Genomic DNA, 17,649 nt, shown 5'->3' with positions numbered 1-17,649 from the left:
TCTTTGATGTAACCCGCCACAGGTTACGAATGTCTTTATGCAAATCTCATTGCGCCGCCTGTTGATAGGCCAAGGGCAGGCTAATTCTAAATGCAGCACCGCCCTGCCCAGGCAAATAGGTGATTTCCCCGCCCAGACGCTGCATGATTTCCCGGCAAATCGCCAATCCAAGCCCGGCCCCGCCCGCTTTGTCCGACCCAACGCGGGCAAATTTTTCAAACACCATCGATTGGGCCTCGGACGGGATGCCGCTGCCATTGTCGATGAAATCGACTACCACTTGCCCGCCAACATCATGCGCCGAAATGGTCAACGACGGCTCATCCGCATCACAGTATTTCTGCGCATTGGAAATCAGATTGATAAAGACCTGACCCAGACGGTCCAGATCCGTGTGTAACGCAATTCGCTCGGCAGAACGGACACGCCGCACGTTTAAAGGTCGGTCACTGCCCGCAAGCGCGCTGGAAACCGCGCGGTCCAGCACCGAGCGCAAGCTGCCGTCACCCATGTTCAAACTGACCTGTCCGCTTTCCAGAACGCTGAGGTCCAGCAAATCATCCAACAAACGCGTCAGCCTCAGCGCCTCATCATGGATGATCGCGGCATAGCGGGTCTGTTCTGCGTCGCTTAGCCCATCGGCATCCCGCATGATCTCGGAAAATGCGCGGATCGAGGTCATGGGCGTACGCAGTTCATGGCTGACCTGGCTTAGGAACGCATCCTTCTGCACCGAAACCTGGGTCAGTTTGGCGTTGGCCTCGCGCAATTGACGGGCCGTATGGCTGAGTTCGGCTGATTTTGCCTCCAACTGGCTGGAATACTCCAGCATTTGCGCGGATTCGTCGGCCACGGCCAGCAGGTCTTCGACGGAAACGGACGAGCCGCCAACGATCTGACCAATCATTGCATGTGCGGTGGCAGCTCCAACTGAACCGCTCAACTCACGTTCAAGACGTTGGAGGAAACCGGGCGTGGGTTCTGGCAGTTGCCCGGCCCTGCCGTTCTGCTTGGCGGCCTCGGCCTGAAAGAACTCCTGCGCGGGGATCGTGCCCAGAATTCTCTGGGTCATGATCATTAAGTCCTCGCTTTGCGCCACTGATCCGGTCCACCCCCGCGGTGCAACGGAATGATCGAAGATGTTGACAAACTGCGCGCCCTGCAAACGTTCCAGCGGACTTGGAAAGCTGAGCAGCGAGGTCACGCAAAAGGCAATTGTGTTCAGCAAGAGAGACCACATAACTGTGTGCACCATCGGGTCAATGCCTTCGATCCCAAACAGGGCTTGCGGCCGCAGCCAACCCCAGCCGAATGGACCATTCTCAATAACCGACAGCGGGATCAGACCCCCACCCATCCCGGGCAGCAACAGCGTATAGATCCATAGCCCAAATCCCACGCTTAGCCCCGCCAGAGCCCCGGTGCGTGTTGCCCCTCGCCAGAACAAACCGCCCACCAGTGCCGGTAGAATCTGAGAGATGCCGGCAAAAGCCACAAGCCCGATTGACGCCAATGCGGCGCCCCCGCCGGACAGGCGGTAATAAAAATACCCCAGTGCCATGATGACGGCGATGGACACCCGGCGAGCCATTAGAACGATGGTCCGGACGTCTCCTGAAACCGATCCGGACCCTTCTTGCGTATTCAGCCAGATCGGCATGACCACATGGTTCGATACCATAGTCGACAGGGCCATCGCCGTGACAATCACCATCGATGTGGCCGAAGAGAAGCCACCGATGAAAGACAACATTGCCAGACCGTCATTGCCCTGCGACAGGGGCACCGTCAGTACGAACAGATCCGGGTTGGACCCCTCCGGCAGCAGGTCCAGCCCTACGACCGCAATGGGAACAACGAACAAGCTCATCAACAACAGATACAGCGGAAAAGCCCAGGCGGCGGTGCGCAGATGGCTTTCGTCGTCGTTCTCCACCACCATGACTTGAAACATCCGCGGCAAGCAGACAAAGGCGGCAGCGGACAGAAAGATAAATGTGGTCCACCGGCTGGCGTCCACATTCCATTGCCCGATCTCTGACGCGTCGATCCGATCCATCATCGGCCCCAGCCCACCGGCAATACCCCAGACCACAAAGATACCAACCGCCAGCAAGGCAAACAGCTTGACCACCGCCTCAAGCGCGATTGCTGTGACGACGCCGTGGTGGCGTTCATTGACGTCCAGATTCCGGGTGCCGAACAGGATTGCAAACACCGCCAAACCGGCAGCGACATAAAAGACGCTGGACCCTTCACGATAGAGGCCGGTGGGATCCGCCTCGGCAAAGATCGAAAAGGACAGGGTAATCGACTGCAATTGCAGCGCGATATAGGGCGTGCCGCCCAACACCGCCAGAATGGTGACGCAAACAGCAAGCGTATTCGACTTGCCATAGCGCGAGGAAATCAGGTCAGCGATTGAGGTTACTCTTTGGCTGCGCCCGACCCGAACCAGCTTGCGCAGGCCCCACCACCAGCTGATCATGACCAGCGTTGGCCCAAGGTAAATGGTGACGAACTCCAGCCCTGATCGCGCAGCGTTTCCGACGGCACCATAGAATGTCCAAGCCGTGCAATAGATTGACAGGGACAAAGTGTAGATCAGTGGGGAACGCAGCCATTTGCCGCCCCCGGCGGCTGCCAAACGGTCTGCGGCAAAAGCGACACCAAACAGCAGAACCACATAGCCAAGACAAACCAGAATCAGAATATTCAGCGTTGCCATTCATCCGCCTCCGGCGTGGAGGTCTCCCGCGTGGTCAAACGCCGGGCGGCAAAGCCAAAGATCACGCTGATGACAATCAACGCCCCCCAGCAGATGAAAATATAGAAAATTGCCGCAGACAGTTGCACTGCGCCTTCACCGCCACTTTGATCCGGCCACAAAAGCGGTAGCGCCAGCAAGGCAGCACCCAGAAACGGCAGCAGGCGCGCAGCATCGGCCAGCCGTCTGCGACGATAGCTTTGCCGCTCCAGAAAGATGGACGGGCGCGCCGTCGATTGTCGTTGCGCCTCGTCCGGCGGGGTCATGACCGGGTCGCCTGCGCGTGCAGATCACGCACCGCCGTCAGAACTTCGGCATTCGAGAACGGTTTGGTCATAAACCGGCTGACACCTGCTTGCTCGGCCATCTCGCGGTCGCGGGATTGGCCACGTGCCGTCAGCATGAGGACCGGCAGCCCCTGCATGTCGGCATGGCCTCGCAGATCGCGCAGGATGTCCATGCCGCTTTTGCCCGGCAGCATGACATCCAAAATAACCAGATCGGGTTCGGCGGCTACGATAACCTGTACCGCGTCCGTGCCCTCAGCATGTGTCTCGACCAGCCAACCCTCACGCGTCAGCAAAAAGCGGATCGCCTCGGTAATGTTGGGCTCATCCTCGATCAGCAGAACCTTACGGCTCATATTTTCAATCCCTCCCCATGGCCTGTCTTGTGACTGGCCATCCGTCCCGCCCAGATTAAGCGTTCTGTCAGGAAACTGTCAAAAACCTTCGCTCAGGATCGACGGCTCCCGGCGCGACGTGCAACCGCGCTTTGGGCAGACACGGCAGTTGGCACCAACCTGTGCAGTCGCCTCGGTCGTTTGCACGGGTTCCTCGACCGGCTGCACCAGCATCACAGAACGATATACCGGGTCTTCGCCAAAAGCGGCCGCTGGCTGCGGCCAGGCAATCGCGTGACATTCGAATTCAGCCGCAGTTCGCCCCATCTGAACCACGCGTTTTCGGATTGGCACCAGCGGGCGGTTTAGCGCAGTGAAAACAGGCCAAAGCGGACAGCCCCCACCATGACGAGGCAGCGCAAACCCCGGCGCGGGCTTCAAGAACAACACGCTACCCGACGCGTCGCAGATCACCAGACCCGTCGGGCGGACCAGCGCTCCTTCCGGCAAAAACGCCAGTCGACGCAAGGCCGTAGCTAGATCGACCGAGAACTTGGCCGCTATCGCGAAAGGGTCAAAGCCTGTTTCCTCCAAGACGGACAAAACCGCATCCAGGGGCATGACATTTGCATCAGAGGCGTAGACGCTCAGAAGCTCCTTTGCGACCAGTTTGGCAGAGGCTGAATCCAGATTGTTCGACAGGGCGTCGTCGGTGATATTGCCAGTCTCAAGATCGGGAAAATGATACCCGTGATCGGCAAAAAATGCCTCGACCGCATCCAGAGGCACTCCGCGGCGGTCCCCCTGCCCATCGCTGTCATCCAAAAAACTAACCAACGCTTTGGAACTGTCTGCCAATCTTTCGGCGTCCTGATGCAGGTTCTTGTGAAACCTGTTGCGCCATTCGTCGTCAATTTCGCCCGGTTCGGCCAAAATGGCAGCGGTCGAACGGATCGCGGCTGCGGTGGACAGGACTTCGTGCATCGAGGCCGCCAAATGCGGGTCATGGGTCAGGCGGTCCGACAGGGTTTCCACCGTGCGTTCCAACGAAACGACCCGACGATGCATTTGCGCCAACACACCGGACCAGCCGGGGAAGCGGCCGGCAAACTCCTCCAACCCATCCAGCTCAGCCTGCTGACCAACCGAATCTGCGGCGGCCTCGCGCAGGGCCGCAATCAAAGTCGCTTCAATTCCTTGGGTCAGCATCGACGGTTCGACCGACAGAGCGGCTGCGATATCGACCAGCAGCTTGCCACCGATGCGACGCCGGTTGTGTTCGATCAGGTTTAGGTACGAGGCCGAAATCCCAACCTGCCGAGCCAATTCCGCCTGTCGCAGACCCGATATCTGACGTCTTTCACGTATCCGGCTGCCGGTCAGCAAATCCCGCATAATGCCCAACCCTAAGTTGGTGCCACCCCGTCCCAGAGCACAGAGCAGCCATATTTTTCAGAATAATCGTTTAATTATTACCGATTAATAAGGAGTTTTCAAAGGTACTTTACAACTTTAACAAGCCAGATACGCATCCCTCTTCTCTTTCATGCAAATACGGGTCACCATACGTAGTATGAGCGACCCTGCCTTCGAATATGCGCCCATCGGACTGGTAGAACTGGAAAACCGGATCATCCGACGCTGCAATTTACAATTCGCCAGAACCTTCGGCGGTGAAGAGGCTGAATACCGCAACATGCCATTGTTGCATCTGTACCCGTCGGTCGCCGATTGGGAAAGGATTGGCGCGCGCAGTCTACAGGTTATGCGGGACACGGGTTACTATACCGATGAGCGCGTCATGAGACGCCGCGACGGCGATCTGTTTTGGTGCCGCGCACGTGGGCGCTCCCTGACACCGGACGATCCGTTTCGCCACGGAATCTGGAGCTTTACTGACATCTCAGAGGAGCGCCCTCTGGTCGAGTTGACACCGCGTGAACGCGAGGTTGCGATCCTGTCTTGTCGCGGATTGTCGGCGAAGGAAATCGGCGCTGATCTGGGCCTGAGCTACCGCACAATCGAAGCGTACCGCGCCCGGCTGCTTGAAAAATTCGGCGCGCGAAAACTGCCCGAGTTGGTCGCCAAATTGTCCGGAATGCCGCTGTAACAAAAATTTGCTCCTGAGTTTCCGACTAAACCCCATCTTTTCATGGGCAGACTGCGCTTTTCATGGCCGGGCGCATGGCTTATAACCCTGCGTAATCAGACCAAGCCCGCAGGAAACAGACGGGCCAAAGGGGAACCTTCGAGGACACTCATGACAGACACCAAACACGAAGCGGACGTGGCGTTCATCAAGGCACTGGCCGAATTGCTGCGCGAAAACGACCTGACCGAATTGCAGGTCAAACGCGAATATGGCGAAGAAGACAGCCTGAACGTACGCGTCAGCCGCGCAATGCAAGCTGTTGCCGCTCCGGTTCAGGTGGCCGTTCCCGCCGCTGCGCCCGCTCCGGTCGCTGCCCCTGCTGCCACCCCGGCTGCGCCCGAGGCACCGGCTGCAACAGATGATCCAGCCAGCCACCCCGGTGCTGTGACGTCGCCCATGGTTGGAACTGTCTATATGCAGGCTGAGCCCGGCGCACCCGCGTTTATCTCGGTCGGCGCATCTGTCTCGGAAGGTGACACGCTGCTGATCGTCGAAGCGATGAAAACCATGAACCACATCCACGCGCCCAAATCGGGCACCATCAAGCGTATTCTGGTCGGTGACGGCGACGCTGTGGAATTCGGCACCCCTCTGGTCATCATCGAGTAAGGCGGGCCCATGTTCGACAAGATCCTGATTGCCAACCGAGGCGAGATCGCCCTGCGCGTGATCCGCGCCGCGCGCGAGATGGGGATTAAGACGGTCGCCGTCCACTCCACCGCCGACAGTGACGCGATGCATGTGCGCATGGCCGACGAATCGGTCTGTATCGGCCCGCCGCCCAGCCCGCAAAGCTATCTGTCCGTCCCCGCCATCATCTCGGCCTGTGAAATCACCGGCGCGCAGGCGATCCACCCCGGCTATGGCTTCCTGTCTGAAAACGCCGAGTTCGTGCAGATCGTCGAAGACCACGGCATCACATTCATCGGCCCTACCGCCGAACATATCCGCGTCATGGGTGACAAGATCACCGCCAAGGACACGATGAAGGAACTGGGTGTTCCTTGTGTTCCCGGCTCAGATGGCGGCGTTCCAACGCTGGCCGACGCCAAGCGTATCGGTGAGGAATTCGGCTATCCCGTCATCATCAAGGCCACCGCCGGTGGCGGCGGGCGCGGCATGAAAGTCGCGATGAACGCCGATGAGATGGAAAGCGCCTTCATGACCGCGCGCGCCGAGGGCAAGGCCGCCTTTGGCAATGATGAGGTCTATATCGAGAAATACCTGACTACGCCCCGCCATATCGAGATTCAGGTCTTTGGCGACGGCAAGGGCAAGGCGGTGCATCTGGGTGAACGCGACTGTTCCCTGCAACGCCGCCACCAGAAAGTGTTCGAAGAAGCTCCTGGCCCCTGCATCACGCCCGAAGAACGCGCCAAGATCGGTAAGGTCTGTGCCGATGCAGTCGCCAAGATCAACTATATCGGCGCAGGCACCATCGAGTTCCTCTATGAAAACGGCGAGTTCTATTTCATTGAAATGAACACCCGCCTGCAGGTGGAACACCCCGTGACCGAAGGTATCTTCGGCGTCGATCTGGTGCGCGAACAAATCCGTGTTGCTGCGGGTGAGGACATGTCATTCGGTCAGGACGACCTTGAGATCAACGGCCACGCCATTGAGGTTCGAATCAACGCGGAAAAACTGCCGAACTTCTCGCCCTGCCCGGGCAAGATCACGGCCTATCACGCGCCCGGCGGTCTGGGCGTTCGGATGGATTCGGCGCTATATGATGGGTATTCGATCCCGCCATATTACGACTCGCTGATCGCCAAGCTGATCGTGCAAGGACGTGACCGGGCCGAGGCTCTGGCACGGCTGGAACGCGCTTTGGGAGAGTTGATCGTCGATGGCATCGACACCACGGTTCCCCTGTTCCACGCCCTGTTGCAAGAGCCTGATCTCCACAGCGGTGACTATAATATCCACTGGCTGGAACACTGGCTTGCCGAGAACATGGCCCAATAAACCCGAAAGCTCGAAAGGTCCCGGCCTTTCGAGCTTAGATTTATCTATATGAGCCTTTCGCCCGAACTTCTGCTTCACGGCTATTCCATTGGCATCTTTCCAATGGCCGAACACCGGGATGACCCCGAACTGTTTTGGGTCGAACCCAAGTTTCGTGGTGTGTTTCCCCTGGACGGGTTCCATATCTCACGCAGCCTCGCGCGCCGGATGCGCAACTGCGGTTTCCACGTGACCATCAACCGCGATTTTGAGGGCGTCGTAGACGGTTGCGCCGACCGGTCGGATACTTGGATCAATACGGAACTCAGGCGCCTATACGCTGCGCTGCATCAATCTGACCACGCACATTCCCTTGAAATTTGGGAGGAAAACAATCTGGTTGGTGGCGTTTACGGTGTTGCGCTAGGGGGGGCGTTCTTCGGCGAAAGCATGTTTTCGCGGCGCAAGGATGCCTCAAAAATCGCCCTGGCTTATTTGGTTGACCGTCTGCGGCGGACAGGATTTCAATTGTTTGATACCCAGTTTCTGACAGCTCATTTGGCGTCATTGGGCGCAATAGAAATCCCCAAAAGCCAATACAGACAGCAACTGGAGAAAGCGATCACCGCAAGCGCAGATTTCACGTCTGATCTGGATCAATCCGCAGATGGCGTCATACAGCGGATCACCCAGACATCGTAGCGAGAGTGGTCCAAAGCATTCAGTGCTGGCGACGTGGCAATCATCCAGCCATCGAACAGCTGCTCTGACCGGCCCTGTTCCCAAATCGTCAAAAAGGCGAATGCATCGCCTGTCGGGTTGTCCACCGGATAGCGGCAATCTCCCAATGCAACGTCCAACCCAAATATCGCGGCAGTCTGACCACTTTGCACTTCGACATCAACAGTTTGACCGTTAACCTTATCCAGGCCGCGCAGCGTCGCCCCCGGACTGGACTGAACCCTTTGCTGCGCCCAGGCACCTGTCGCGGCAAGTAGAAACATTGCCAGAACGCCATATTTCATTCGCTGCCATCTCCGGCCACAAATTTAACCAACAGAGAGATCAGGCTGACCGCCCCTTGCGTATCCTCGATCTCATCACCCGGTTCGAAATAGAATGGCGATCCGCCGGGCATTACTTCGACAAAGTTCCCACCCAAAAGACCTTCGGAAGAGATGACGATGGCGCTGTCATCCGGGATCAGGATACCGTCCGCCACAGAAAAACTGGTGTCTGCACGATATGTCTCGGGGTTCAGGGAAACATTTGTCACTGTCCCGATTTTTACTCCGGCAAGGCGTACATCCGTTCCAACGCCAACGCCCTCCAAAGACCGAAATGACGCCCCCAGTTCGTAGCCGTTGCTTGTCTGCGACAGGCCTGTCGACTGGCTGGCATAAACCCCAAACGCAATCGCACCGGCCAAAACGACGCCGCCTACAAGAACTTCGGTCACTGTGTGGTTTGACATGCCAGCCTCGCTTATTCCGGGCTCCAGGCTTCGTAGTCTTTCCGATCAACCGGATCGGGGCGACGCAAAGATCCCGCCGGAGCATAGGCAAGCGCGGTTCCGGTCAGGTTCTCCTGATGGGGTTTCTCCCACGACTTATGCTGCAAAGGTTTATCCGTCGGCGGTTCGTCCCAAGTGCGATGCAACCACCCGTGCCAGTCCGGATCAATGCGGCTGGCCTCAGCCTCGCCGTTAAAAATCACCCAGCGCTTGCTGTCATCCGCGTTGCGATAAAACACATTGCCTTCGTCGTCTTCACCAACCTTAACGCCCTTGCGCGCGGTATAAATCTGCGTGTTCAGGGTGGCTCCGTTCCACCAAGTCACGGCCCGCAAAAGAGTGTTCAGGATTCCCATCGGCTGCCTCCGGCATTTCTGTCCCCGAAGATATGGACCAAAGCCGGGCGAAGGTCCAGTACCACACGGCACCCCGATGTCATTCCGGCAAAAACGCGGTGACTTCGATTTCGATCCGGTATTTCGGATCCACCAGCCCGCATTCTATCATCGTCGCCACCGGGGGATTATTGCCAAAAGTTTCGGCCAATATCGGCCAACATGGCTCAAATTCCGTTCGGTCCGGCAGCATGTAAGTCACGCGCACAACATCCGCAAAAGATGCCCCTGCTTCCGCCAATGCCTTTTCGATGATGGACAGGCTGGACCGGCATTGCGCAACAACATCATCGCCCTCGCCAACAGTCCCAGCGACATGGACCCAACCGCCTGCAACAACGGCCCGGCAATACCCCACCTTCTCTTCGAACGCGCCCCCGGACGATATACGCTTCACCACCAATGAGACCTCCTGAGAAATGCACTTTGCGAGGCTCTGCCTCGCGCTCCGGGATATTTATAGCCAGATGAAGAAAGGATCCCCTGCTTCTTCTGTTCCGAAATACCTCGGGGGAGTCGCGGCTTGCCGCGGCGGGGGCAGAGCCCCCGGCCTTGGGTTTGGAATACTATCCAGCCGAAGCGGATTCGTGATTCACATCTGCATAGATAATCAACGGCTGCGTCTCTGAAGTGACGGCTTCTTCGTTAACCACTACTTCGGTCACGTTCTTCAAGCCGGGAAGCTCGAACATTGTGTCCAACAGGATGTCTTCGAGGATCGAGCGCAAACCACGCGCGCCCGTTTTGCGCTCAATGGCTTTCTTGGCAATCGCTTTCAGTGCGTCGTCAGTAAACGCCAGTTCAGCGTCCTCCAACTCGAACAAGCGCTGGTACTGTTTGACAAGGGCGTTTTTAGGGCTGGTCAAAATGGTGACCAGTGCATCTTCGTCAAGATCCTCAAGCGTCGCCAGAACAGGCAGACGACCAACAAATTCAGGGATCAAGCCGAACCTCAAAAGATCTTCGGGCTCAAGATCCTTGAAGATCTCACCAACGCCGCGCTCGTCATTGTCACGAACGTCCGCGCCAAATCCCATGGCCGAACCCTTGCCACGCTGAGCAATGATCTTGTCCAGACCCGCGAAAGCGCCGCCGCAAATGAACAGGATGTTGGTGGTGTCCACTTGCAGGAATTCCTGCTGCGGATGCTTGCGCCCACCCTGCGGCGGCACGCTTGCGACAGTACCTTCCATCAGTTTCAACAGCGCCTGCTGCACGCCCTCGCCCGATACGTCGCGCGTGATTGAAGGGTTTTCGGACTTGCGTGTGATCTTGTCGACCTCATCAATATAGACAATGCCACGCTGCGCACGTTCGACGTTGTATTCGCTGGCCTGCAGCAGTTTGAGAATGATGTTTTCGACATCCTCGCCCACATAACCGGCCTCGGTCAGCGTGGTCGCGTCCGCCATTGTAAACGGCACATCCAGAATCCGCGCCAGCGTCTGGGCCAGCAGAGTCTTGCCGCAACCAGTCGGACCAATCAGCAGGATATTGGATTTCGCCAGCTCGATATCGCTGCCCGCTTTCTGAGCGTGATTGAGGCGCTTGTAGTGGTTATGAACAGCGACAGAAAGCACCCGCTTTGCCGTGGCCTGACCAATAACGTAATCGTCCAGAACTTCACAAATATCTTTAGGTGTCGGCACGCCGTCTGAAGATTTCAGGCCACTGGCCTTCGTTTCTTCCCGGATGATGTCCATGCACAGTTCGACGCATTCGTCACAGATAAATACGGTCGGACCGGCAATCAGTTTGCGGACCTCATGCTGGCTTTTGCCACAGAAGCTGCAGTAGAGCGTATTCTTACCGTCACCACCAGAATTCGTCGACATGTTCTACCTTTCGGGCTCCATCCGTGCGACCCCATCCGGACCGCGTTTGCCGCCTTTGCTGCAGCTTAGGCCAGCGCTGTGGCAGCTACAATCGCAAAATCATCCGTTACACCCCAAGGCACGGGGTTTCGGACCTAGGCCTCATCACCATCCATTTTGGCGCGATTCTCGACGATTTCGTCGATGTGGCCCCAATCCTTGGCCTCTTCCGGGCTCATGAAATTGTCACGGTCAAGGGCCTTTTCAACGGCCTTTTTAGTCTGCCCTGTATGGCGCACATAGATATCATACAGACGATCCTTGAGTTTTTGCGTTTCCGCCGCATGGATCATGATGTCACTTGCCTGACCCTGATAGCCACCGCTGGGCTGGTGGACCATAATGCGGCTGTTGGGCAGTGAAAAGCGCATCCCTTTCTCGCCGCCAGCCAGCAAAACCGAGCCCATCGAGGCCGCCTGACCGATCACCAATGTGGAACATTTCGGCTTGATGTACTGCATTGTGTCGTAAATCGACAAACCGCTGGTCACAACACCGCCGGGTGAGTTGATGTAGATCGAGATTTCCTTGTTCGGATTTTCCGCCTCAAGGTGCAGCAGCTGCGCCACGACCAGATGGCTCATCCCATCATGGATCGGACCATTGATAAAAATGATCCGTTCTTTCAGAAGGCGCGAAAAGATGTCGTATGCGCGCTCACCCCGGCTGGTCTGTTCCACGACCATAGGGACGAGCGTGTTCATATAAGTGTCAACTGGATCGAACATTTCTGGACCTGCCTGCTTTGCTATGGATCGGGACCATACCCGGGAAGAAGTTACCCGAGTCTTAGTGCCGCCACCGGGGGGCCGCAAGGGGGGCCGAAACGATCCGTGAAATCTGGTGCAAACCGCGTGAAATCTATGTCACGTCTGCGCAAAACGCAGCGTCGGCTTTTACCTCTGCCACTCGCTGCGCCTACCACCACGGAATGCAGACCAGCTTCTCTTTCATCACGCTATTTTGATCCGTGCATATAGAAATGCATGGACATAACGTGTACCTAGTTGGCTCGCGTTCAGGCCGATCCAGTCAGGCCGGACTGCTCACGGGACTTGTAAGGAAATCGGAATATGGCTCTTCCCCAATTTACGCAGGATATGTCTTCGAAAGACCTGGACCAAATGGTGGAAAACGCCACGAATGCCTCCAATTTCCTCAAAGCCATCAGCCACGAGGGCCGACTGATGATCCTGTGCCATCTGGTGTCCGGAGAAAAATCGGTAACTCAGCTGGAAGAGCTTTTGTCTGCGCGGCAAGCCGCCGTTTCCCAACAACTGTCGCGGCTTCGCCTTGAAGGACTCGTGGTGCCGCGGCGTGAGGGCAAGGCGATCTTCTATCGCCTGGCCGATGACCGTCCCCGCCGGATTCTGGAAGTGGTTTACGAACTGTTCTGCAAAGAAAAATAGGGCCCTGCACGGATTTTCCGGTTACCCGATTGCCGAATACCCTTTGGCCAGCAAAAGCTGTAGCTCTGTGATCCCAAAACTGCTAACCAAAACAGGACATTTACCAAAGGAGTTACCCATGATCCGTGCGATTCTGATTGGCCTGGCCTTGTTCTCGCTGGCAGCCTGCGAAACCGCCAAAGGTGCTGGCAAAGACATTGAAAAAGCCGGTGACGCCATCCAAGGAGCGGCGACAGACGTTCAGGAGAGCCTCTGAGCCACATCAAAATAATGCGGGCACCCACGCTTATGCCGCAATATGTAGTTGCAGGCGCGGGCCAAACAGCGTAGCATCATCACACAGGTGCATAGACGCGGCATTGCATCATCTGACACTTCGACGGGGGTCTTTCGCGCACACGAAAGGCCCCCGTCTCCCGTTTGTAGGGGTCGTCGAGTGGTAGCCTGTACGAACCTGGGGTTCAGAATAGGAAAAGGCGTCAGGTGCGCAGACGCGGTCTTTGCATGCATCCTTTCGGACACTCCTGACGCCTTGCCGGTCCGGCACGCCCGAGGACGTCCCGATCCAGTTGCCCCGGCCCCCGAAAGGACCAAAGCCTCTGCCGCACGCGCTATGTCGCGCCGCAGATCGCACCTGCCCTCTGAGAGGCTGATCACCCAATTCAAGCGCGAAGCCTGATCCAGCTGATTAGCCACCGGTAAGTCACTGCAACTTAGAGCAAATCCTAAAATCCGTCTTCGTCGCCGCGCCCCCTGGGCTTGTGCATCCCGCCTTGGCCCCGAGGAACCTAAGCGGTGATCTGACTTTTGCATTCACGCTGTGATCCGACAAGAAAATAGCACTGCAGCATAAAAATTAGGCGTGGATAAGCTGTTGATATCCGCAGGGGTAGCAATGTGGATAACTCCAGAATGCGCGAGATCGCGTAGGGTTGAGCGCGGAAAAGTTCAGACATCATCAAAACACCCATTTCCCCCCAATTTCTGCAGGTGCAAACGGATTTAAGTGCCCGCGGAACAATTCTCACCCGCAAAATCGCCCAACCTCCCCCTTGAGTTCGTCGAATCAATGGGCCAGGGATTCGCATCCTCTTCCACCGGATTTCGAATACTGGCCGGGCAAACCCCCAACACTCCGCGAGGTCGCGCTGAAGGGTCGCGAGGCCCGATTGCCCGACACGCGCCGCTGCCGCACCAGGCAATTGGGATCCGATCGCAGACAGGTAGGGGCTGCCCGGCCCGTCTCCTCCCTGTGGAGACGATGGTTTCATGAACTGAGAAGCGCTCTGCCCCGGCCGATGTAACCTATCACACACCACCGTACCCCGTTGGTCCGGTGCTCTTACCCTCTAAAACCGACCGGGTCAGAGGCGCTTCAGTTCACCTGACGTTCCAGAACGGTGCTGTAGGTCGTTCCGTTTCGCAGGCTACGGAAATCCGCGTAAATCTTGCCGTCTTCATAGCGCGCATCGATCAGCGCGTTTGCACCGATCACCAGCGGAGAGGTCTCGACAAGCCCGATCTTGCCAGAGCCATCCAGACTGATCGTGCCGGTGACTTCGTATTCCTGCCATTCATCGACATTCACACTGCGCCATTTGCTGGGCCCCCAGAACACGTTGTCCTGCTGTTGCTGGATGTCGATCATCCATTCCGCCTGATTAAAGCGCGGCTCGTCGCCCTTGTAGTAATGGCTGGGCTGGACGGTTGTATACGTCCCCAACCACGTCCCCCGCAGGTCCGGCGTGGTCTCGGCCAGCGCCGAGGTGGCAAGGGTGAGGGTCGTGGCCAAAGCGGCTGCTCCGGCAGTAATGTATCTGGTCATGGGCTCTCTCCATCTCATCTGCTGAACAGATTGGAAGGGAGAGAGAGGGTTACAACTTACCTAAAGGAAACTTCATGAAGGGTTAAGGGTGAGGCAAAATCCGGGACGGGGTTAACCCGACCCTAAAGGTATCAGTGACAGTGATAAGGTTTCGAGCCCGCGTGGCAGCATTTCCCCGGAGGCGAGTCTTTCCGACAGCCACCACCATGTGCGTTAACTGTCGTTGCAGTAAGAATAGTAATGATCATCACAAGAAAGAAATGACGCATTTGAAACTCCAGTTTTAACCATAAATCAAAACGTTAACAAAGGTTAACAGGCTGGAGCACAATCTCAAGTATCATTTTGACATTATTTTCTCATGTTTGAGCATTGCCCTTGGAGCACGAACTGCAAAGCCCCGGGCGCAAACATGTTTGGGATGGTTGATCGACCGAACAGAGGGCAGCGCCGACCCGAGGGGAGGCACAAACGCGCCACCCGTTTTGCCGGACACAAACCTTTGGTTTGACTGGGGCGGCTCGGCGCGGCTCCGGGGTACCGCCGGGCGGGTGGAGTGCGTACTGGAGTACAACCAAAATCACATTCAAAAATCATAAGAACAAAACGACTTGAACCTCACCGCATAAACTGACAGCAAAACAGTACTATCACTGAATTTGTTCACATCGAGGATAACTCTGTGCGTGCTTTTCTTCGCTTCAAGAATAGTCTTTCTCTAGCTTTTGTCGCCTTTTTTGCAACAACGTCGTTAGTGTCATCAGAAATTGCAGACTTTACCGCATTTGATGTCAATCTCACACTCGCACTTTTGCGCAAGGATCAAAAAATAGAAGTAGTAGTAAGAGATCAAGTCACCGACGGCTGCTGGACAAAATCCAATGCGGCTAAAACAGCCGTTGAAAAGAACTTAATTATTGCAGGTTATGAGAATATTGTGCCGGCTGACGACAACGCCTTCTTCACAATAGAAGTTAGCGCTCTTGGCTATGACACAGGTGGAAACAACTGCGCAGTGTATGTTAGCTTGCGGGCCATCAGCGGGGAAGCTGACCGCTACTACATGAATGATCATGAAGTAATGGCTATCAACCTCAGAGAGCAATTCTCTAGCTCGACTCTGCTAACCGGCCCCAAAAGCGATATGACAAGTAGGATAAACGATACGTTATACGAAAAATCTGACGAACTTATCGTTGCAATAAATGCTGCGAGAAACTCGCTCCGAAAGAAGATTTCGGATACCACAATATCGGAGCAGAAAAAGAACGGTTTACTGTCGGCGTTTTCTCTTGACTAGGCTACTTCGTTGGAAAGAACTTAGATGAACAGCCTCATCCATCCATCTTCAACGCGCTAATAAACGCCTCCTGCGGGATATCGACCTTCCCGAACTGGCGCATCTTCTTTTTCCCCGCCTTCTGCTTGTCCAGCAGTTTGCGTTTCCGCGTGGCATCGCCTCCGTAGCACTTCGCAGTCACGTCCTTGCGCAGCGCCGAGAGGGTCTCGCGGGCGATGACCTTGCCTCCGATGGCGGCCTGGATCGGGATTTTGAACATGTGGCGCGGGATCAGGTCTTTGAGCTTTTCGCACATCGCCCGGCCCCGCATCTCGGCCCGGTCGCGGTGAACCATGGTCGACAACGCATCCACCGGCTCATCATTCACCAGCACCGACATCTTGACCAGATTATCCTCGGTATAGCCGGTCATCTGATAGTCGAAGGACGCATAACCCTTGGTCACCGATTTCAGGCGGTCGTAGAAGTCAAAGACGACCTCGTTCAGCGGCAGGTCATAGACGACCATGGCGCGGCTGCCCGCATAGGTCAGGTCCAGCTGGATGCCGCGACGGTCCTGGCAGAGTTTCAGCACGTCGCCGAGATATTCATCCGGCACCAGAATGGTCGCCTTGATCCGCGGCTCCTCGATATGGTCGACCTTCGACGGGTCGGGCATGTCGGCGGGGTTGTGCAGCTCGATCATCTCGCCGTCTTTCATGTAGACGTGATAGATCACCGACGGCGCGGTGGTGATGAGCTCGATATCGTATTCGCGTTCGATGCGGTCGCGGATGACCTCAAGGTGCAGAAGACCAAGGAAGCCGCAGCGGAAGCCAAAGCCAAGTGCGGCTGAGGTTTCCATCTCAAAGCTGAAGCTGGCGTCGTTCAGGGCCAGTTTGTCGATCGCGTCGCGCAGGTCTTCGAATTCGGAACTGTCGACGGGGAAGAGGCCACAGAACACCACCGGCTGCGCGGGCTTAAAGCCGTCCAGCGCCACTTCAGTCCCGTTGCGGTCATTCGTGATGGTGTCACCGACGCGGGTGTCGCGGACCTGTTTGATCGAGGCTGTGAGGAAGCCGATCTCACCTGGGCCGAGGCTGTCGACCATCTCCATCTCGGGGCGGAAGACGCCGACGCGATCGACATGGTGCAGGGTGCCGTTCGACATGAACTTGACCCGCATGCCCTTTTTCAGCGTGCCGTCCATGATGCGGACCAGAACGATGACGCCGAGATAGGCGTCGTACCACGAATCCACCAGCATTGCCTTGAGCGGTGCGTCCAGATTGCCCTGCGGTGCGGGCAGTTGCTGCACGATGGCCTCTAGCGTCTCGTGGATGCCCTGCCCGGTCTTGGCGCTGACCTGAATGGCGTCGGTCGCGTCGATGCCGATCACATCCTCGATCTGTTCGGCCACGCGGTCACAGTCGGACGCAGGCAGGTCGATCTTGTTCAGCACCGGCACGATCTCATGATCGGCGTCGATGGCCTGATAGACATTCGCCAGCGTCTGCGCCTCAACCCCTTGGGTCGAGTCCACAACCAGCAGAGAGCCCTCAACCGCGCGCATCGACCGGCTGACCTCATAGGCAAAGTCCACGTGGCCGGGGGTGTCGATCAGGTTCAGCACATAGTGCTCGCCATTATCGGCGGTATAGTCGATGCGAACCGTGTTGGCCTTGATGGTGATGCCACGCTCACGCTCGATATCCATGCTGTCGAGCAGTTGTTCCTTCATGTCGCGATCCTTGACCGTTCCGGTCTCTTGGATGAGCCGGTCAGCAAGGGTGGATTTGCCATGGTCGATATGCGCGACGATGGAGAAATTGCGGATATGAGCGAGGTCTGTCATGGGTTGGGGAT

At 56.8% G+C, this 17,649-nt stretch carries 19 protein-coding genes; 7 read left to right on the top strand and 12 right to left on the bottom strand.

The features are described from left to right. Positions 1–46 precede the first annotated feature (46 nt). The 4 genes from ACP0GE_RS16200 to ACP0GE_RS16185 all read right to left on the bottom strand — a co-directional run bounded on the left by ACP0GE_RS16200 (position 47) and on the right by ACP0GE_RS16185 (position 4,784). Entirely contained in the window at positions 47–2,728 is a 2,682-nt protein-coding gene (locus ACP0GE_RS16200) for an ATP-binding protein (RefSeq protein WP_424832946.1), read from the bottom strand. Then, positions 2,716–3,033 carry a hypothetical protein gene (locus ACP0GE_RS16195; protein WP_424832945.1) on the bottom strand — a complete coding sequence of 106 codons (318 nt, stop codon included), beginning with the start codon at positions 3,031–3,033 and terminating at the stop codon, positions 2,716–2,718. Before ACP0GE_RS16195 ends, ACP0GE_RS16200 begins: the two co-directional genes overlap by 13 nt. After that, positions 3,030–3,410: a response regulator transcription factor gene (locus ACP0GE_RS16190; RefSeq protein ID WP_424832944.1), complete on the bottom strand. Its 381-nt coding sequence runs from the start codon at positions 3,408–3,410 to the stop codon at positions 3,030–3,032. Before ACP0GE_RS16190 ends, ACP0GE_RS16195 begins: the two co-directional genes overlap by 4 nt. A 78-nt stretch (positions 3,411–3,488) precedes the next feature. Beyond that, a complete protein-coding gene (locus ACP0GE_RS16185; RefSeq protein ID WP_424832943.1) occupies positions 3,489–4,784 on the bottom strand; it encodes a short-chain fatty acyl-CoA regulator family protein in 1,296 nt (431 codons plus the stop codon). 178 nt (positions 4,785–4,962) lie between these two features. Between ACP0GE_RS16185 and ACP0GE_RS16180 the strand changes: the two genes are divergently transcribed. From ACP0GE_RS16180 to aat, 4 genes are all read left to right on the top strand, one after another. Next, complete coding sequence (locus tag ACP0GE_RS16180) at positions 4,963–5,499, top strand: LuxR C-terminal-related transcriptional regulator (RefSeq protein ID WP_424832942.1); 537 nt, start codon at positions 4,963–4,965, stop codon at positions 5,497–5,499. A 150-nt stretch (positions 5,500–5,649) separates the two neighbouring features. Then, complete coding sequence (accB, locus tag ACP0GE_RS16175) at positions 5,650–6,150, top strand: acetyl-CoA carboxylase biotin carboxyl carrier protein (protein ID WP_424832941.1); 501 nt, start codon at positions 5,650–5,652, stop codon at positions 6,148–6,150. 9 nt (positions 6,151–6,159) lie between these two features. After that, positions 6,160–7,509: an acetyl-CoA carboxylase biotin carboxylase subunit gene (accC, locus tag ACP0GE_RS16170; protein ID WP_424832940.1), complete on the top strand. Its 1,350-nt coding sequence runs from the start codon at positions 6,160–6,162 to the stop codon at positions 7,507–7,509. Positions 7,510–7,557: 48 nt separating this feature from the next. Then, positions 7,558–8,190, top strand: coding sequence for a leucyl/phenylalanyl-tRNA--protein transferase (aat, locus tag ACP0GE_RS16165; protein WP_424832939.1), 633 nt, complete (start codon positions 7,558–7,560; stop codon positions 8,188–8,190). Here the strand turns inward: aat and ACP0GE_RS16160 are convergent. From ACP0GE_RS16160 to ACP0GE_RS16135, 6 genes are all read right to left on the bottom strand, one after another. Beyond that, the gene (locus ACP0GE_RS16160; RefSeq protein ID WP_424832938.1) at positions 8,145–8,513 is read right to left on the bottom strand and encodes a DUF2155 domain-containing protein; all 369 of its coding nucleotides are present in this window, start codon (positions 8,511–8,513) and stop codon (positions 8,145–8,147) included. The two genes, aat and ACP0GE_RS16160, sit on opposite strands and share 46 nt — an antisense overlap. Further along, positions 8,510–8,962 (bottom strand): outer membrane lipid asymmetry maintenance protein MlaD, encoded by a 453-nt coding sequence (gene mlaD, locus ACP0GE_RS16155; RefSeq protein ID WP_424832937.1) that lies wholly within the window; start codon positions 8,960–8,962, stop codon positions 8,510–8,512. The genes ACP0GE_RS16160 and mlaD overlap by 4 nt, the downstream gene beginning before the upstream one ends. A gap of 11 nt (positions 8,963–8,973) precedes the next feature. Further along, complete coding sequence (locus tag ACP0GE_RS16150; protein ID WP_424832936.1) at positions 8,974–9,357, bottom strand: NADH:ubiquinone oxidoreductase subunit NDUFA12; 384 nt, start codon at positions 9,355–9,357, stop codon at positions 8,974–8,976. Between the two features lie 79 nt (positions 9,358–9,436). Next, on the bottom strand, positions 9,437–9,799 hold the full coding sequence (locus tag ACP0GE_RS16145) for a RidA family protein (RefSeq protein WP_424832935.1): 363 nt from the start codon (positions 9,797–9,799) through the stop codon (positions 9,437–9,439). 163 nt (positions 9,800–9,962) lie between these two features. Next, positions 9,963–11,231 (bottom strand): ATP-dependent Clp protease ATP-binding subunit ClpX, encoded by a 1,269-nt coding sequence (clpX, locus tag ACP0GE_RS16140; protein WP_424832934.1) that lies wholly within the window; start codon positions 11,229–11,231, stop codon positions 9,963–9,965. A gap of 134 nt (positions 11,232–11,365) precedes the next feature. Next, positions 11,366–11,998, bottom strand: a complete 633-nt coding sequence (locus ACP0GE_RS16135; RefSeq protein WP_039970058.1) for an ATP-dependent Clp protease proteolytic subunit — start codon at positions 11,996–11,998, stop codon at positions 11,366–11,368. A gap of 345 nt (positions 11,999–12,343) precedes the next feature. Here ACP0GE_RS16135 and ACP0GE_RS16130 point away from each other — a divergent pair, with 345 nt between their 5' ends. Then, positions 12,344–12,679, top strand: coding sequence for an ArsR/SmtB family transcription factor (locus ACP0GE_RS16130; protein ID WP_424832933.1), 336 nt, complete (start codon positions 12,344–12,346; stop codon positions 12,677–12,679). A gap of 118 nt (positions 12,680–12,797) precedes the next feature. Then, the gene (locus tag ACP0GE_RS16125) at positions 12,798–12,935 is read left to right on the top strand and encodes an entericidin A/B family lipoprotein (RefSeq protein ID WP_424832932.1); all 138 of its coding nucleotides are present in this window, start codon (positions 12,798–12,800) and stop codon (positions 12,933–12,935) included. Positions 12,936–14,054: 1,119 nt separating this feature from the next. Here the strand turns inward: ACP0GE_RS16125 and ACP0GE_RS16120 are convergent. Further along, positions 14,055–14,504 (bottom strand): hypothetical protein, encoded by a 450-nt coding sequence (locus tag ACP0GE_RS16120; protein WP_424832931.1) that lies wholly within the window; start codon positions 14,502–14,504, stop codon positions 14,055–14,057. A gap of 682 nt (positions 14,505–15,186) precedes the next feature. On the opposite strand from ACP0GE_RS16120, the gene ACP0GE_RS16115 reads away from it, so the two are divergent. Then, on the top strand, positions 15,187–15,804 hold the full coding sequence (locus tag ACP0GE_RS16115; RefSeq protein WP_424832930.1) for a hypothetical protein: 618 nt from the start codon (positions 15,187–15,189) through the stop codon (positions 15,802–15,804). 34 nt (positions 15,805–15,838) lie between these two features. On the opposite strand, the gene lepA is transcribed toward ACP0GE_RS16115, so the two are convergent. Further along, on the bottom strand, positions 15,839–17,638 hold the full coding sequence (gene lepA, locus ACP0GE_RS16110) for a translation elongation factor 4 (protein WP_424832929.1): 1,800 nt from the start codon (positions 17,636–17,638) through the stop codon (positions 15,839–15,841). Positions 17,639–17,649 lie beyond the last annotated feature (11 nt).

The sequence above is a fragment of the Ruegeria sp. genome, from assembly GCF_965243365.1.
GTDB lineage: Bacteria > Pseudomonadota > Alphaproteobacteria > Rhodobacterales > Rhodobacteraceae > Ruegeria.
Note: the sequence above shows the minus strand (reverse complement) of the source record. Positions and strands in the feature narration are given on the sequence as shown.

What these genes read in the sequence shown, in the direction of transcription:
- ACP0GE_RS16200 (WP_424832946.1), bottom strand. Translation starts at nt 2,728, where the DNA reads ATGGCAACGCTGAATATTCTGATTCTGGTTTGTCTTGGCTATGTGGTT.
- ACP0GE_RS16195 (WP_424832945.1), bottom strand. Translation starts at nt 3,033, where the DNA reads ATGACCCCGCCGGACGAGGCGCAACGACAATCGACGGCGCGCCCGTCC.
- ACP0GE_RS16190 (WP_424832944.1), bottom strand. Translation starts at nt 3,410, where the DNA reads ATGAGCCGTAAGGTTCTGCTGATCGAGGATGAGCCCAACATTACCGAG.
- ACP0GE_RS16185 (WP_424832943.1), bottom strand. Translation starts at nt 4,784, where the DNA reads ATGCGGGATTTGCTGACCGGCAGCCGGATACGTGAAAGACGTCAGATA.
- ACP0GE_RS16180 (WP_424832942.1), top strand. Translation starts at nt 4,963, where the DNA reads ATGAGCGACCCTGCCTTCGAATATGCGCCCATCGGACTGGTAGAACTG.
- accB (WP_424832941.1), top strand. Translation starts at nt 5,650, where the DNA reads ATGACAGACACCAAACACGAAGCGGACGTGGCGTTCATCAAGGCACTG.
- accC (WP_424832940.1), top strand. Translation starts at nt 6,160, where the DNA reads ATGTTCGACAAGATCCTGATTGCCAACCGAGGCGAGATCGCCCTGCGC.
- aat (WP_424832939.1), top strand. Translation starts at nt 7,558, where the DNA reads ATGAGCCTTTCGCCCGAACTTCTGCTTCACGGCTATTCCATTGGCATC.
- ACP0GE_RS16160 (WP_424832938.1), bottom strand. Translation starts at nt 8,513, where the DNA reads ATGAAATATGGCGTTCTGGCAATGTTTCTACTTGCCGCGACAGGTGCC.
- mlaD (WP_424832937.1), bottom strand. Translation starts at nt 8,962, where the DNA reads ATGTCAAACCACACAGTGACCGAAGTTCTTGTAGGCGGCGTCGTTTTG.
- ACP0GE_RS16150 (WP_424832936.1), bottom strand. Translation starts at nt 9,357, where the DNA reads ATGGGAATCCTGAACACTCTTTTGCGGGCCGTGACTTGGTGGAACGGA.
- clpX (WP_424832934.1), bottom strand. Translation starts at nt 11,231, where the DNA reads ATGTCGACGAATTCTGGTGGTGACGGTAAGAATACGCTCTACTGCAGC.
- ACP0GE_RS16135 (WP_039970058.1), bottom strand. Translation starts at nt 11,998, where the DNA reads ATGTTCGATCCAGTTGACACTTATATGAACACGCTCGTCCCTATGGTC.
- ACP0GE_RS16130 (WP_424832933.1), top strand. Translation starts at nt 12,344, where the DNA reads ATGGCTCTTCCCCAATTTACGCAGGATATGTCTTCGAAAGACCTGGAC.
- ACP0GE_RS16125 (WP_424832932.1), top strand. Translation starts at nt 12,798, where the DNA reads ATGATCCGTGCGATTCTGATTGGCCTGGCCTTGTTCTCGCTGGCAGCC.
- ACP0GE_RS16120 (WP_424832931.1), bottom strand. Translation starts at nt 14,504, where the DNA reads ATGACCAGATACATTACTGCCGGAGCAGCCGCTTTGGCCACGACCCTC.
- lepA (WP_424832929.1), bottom strand. Translation starts at nt 17,638, where the DNA reads ATGACAGACCTCGCTCATATCCGCAATTTCTCCATCGTCGCGCATATC.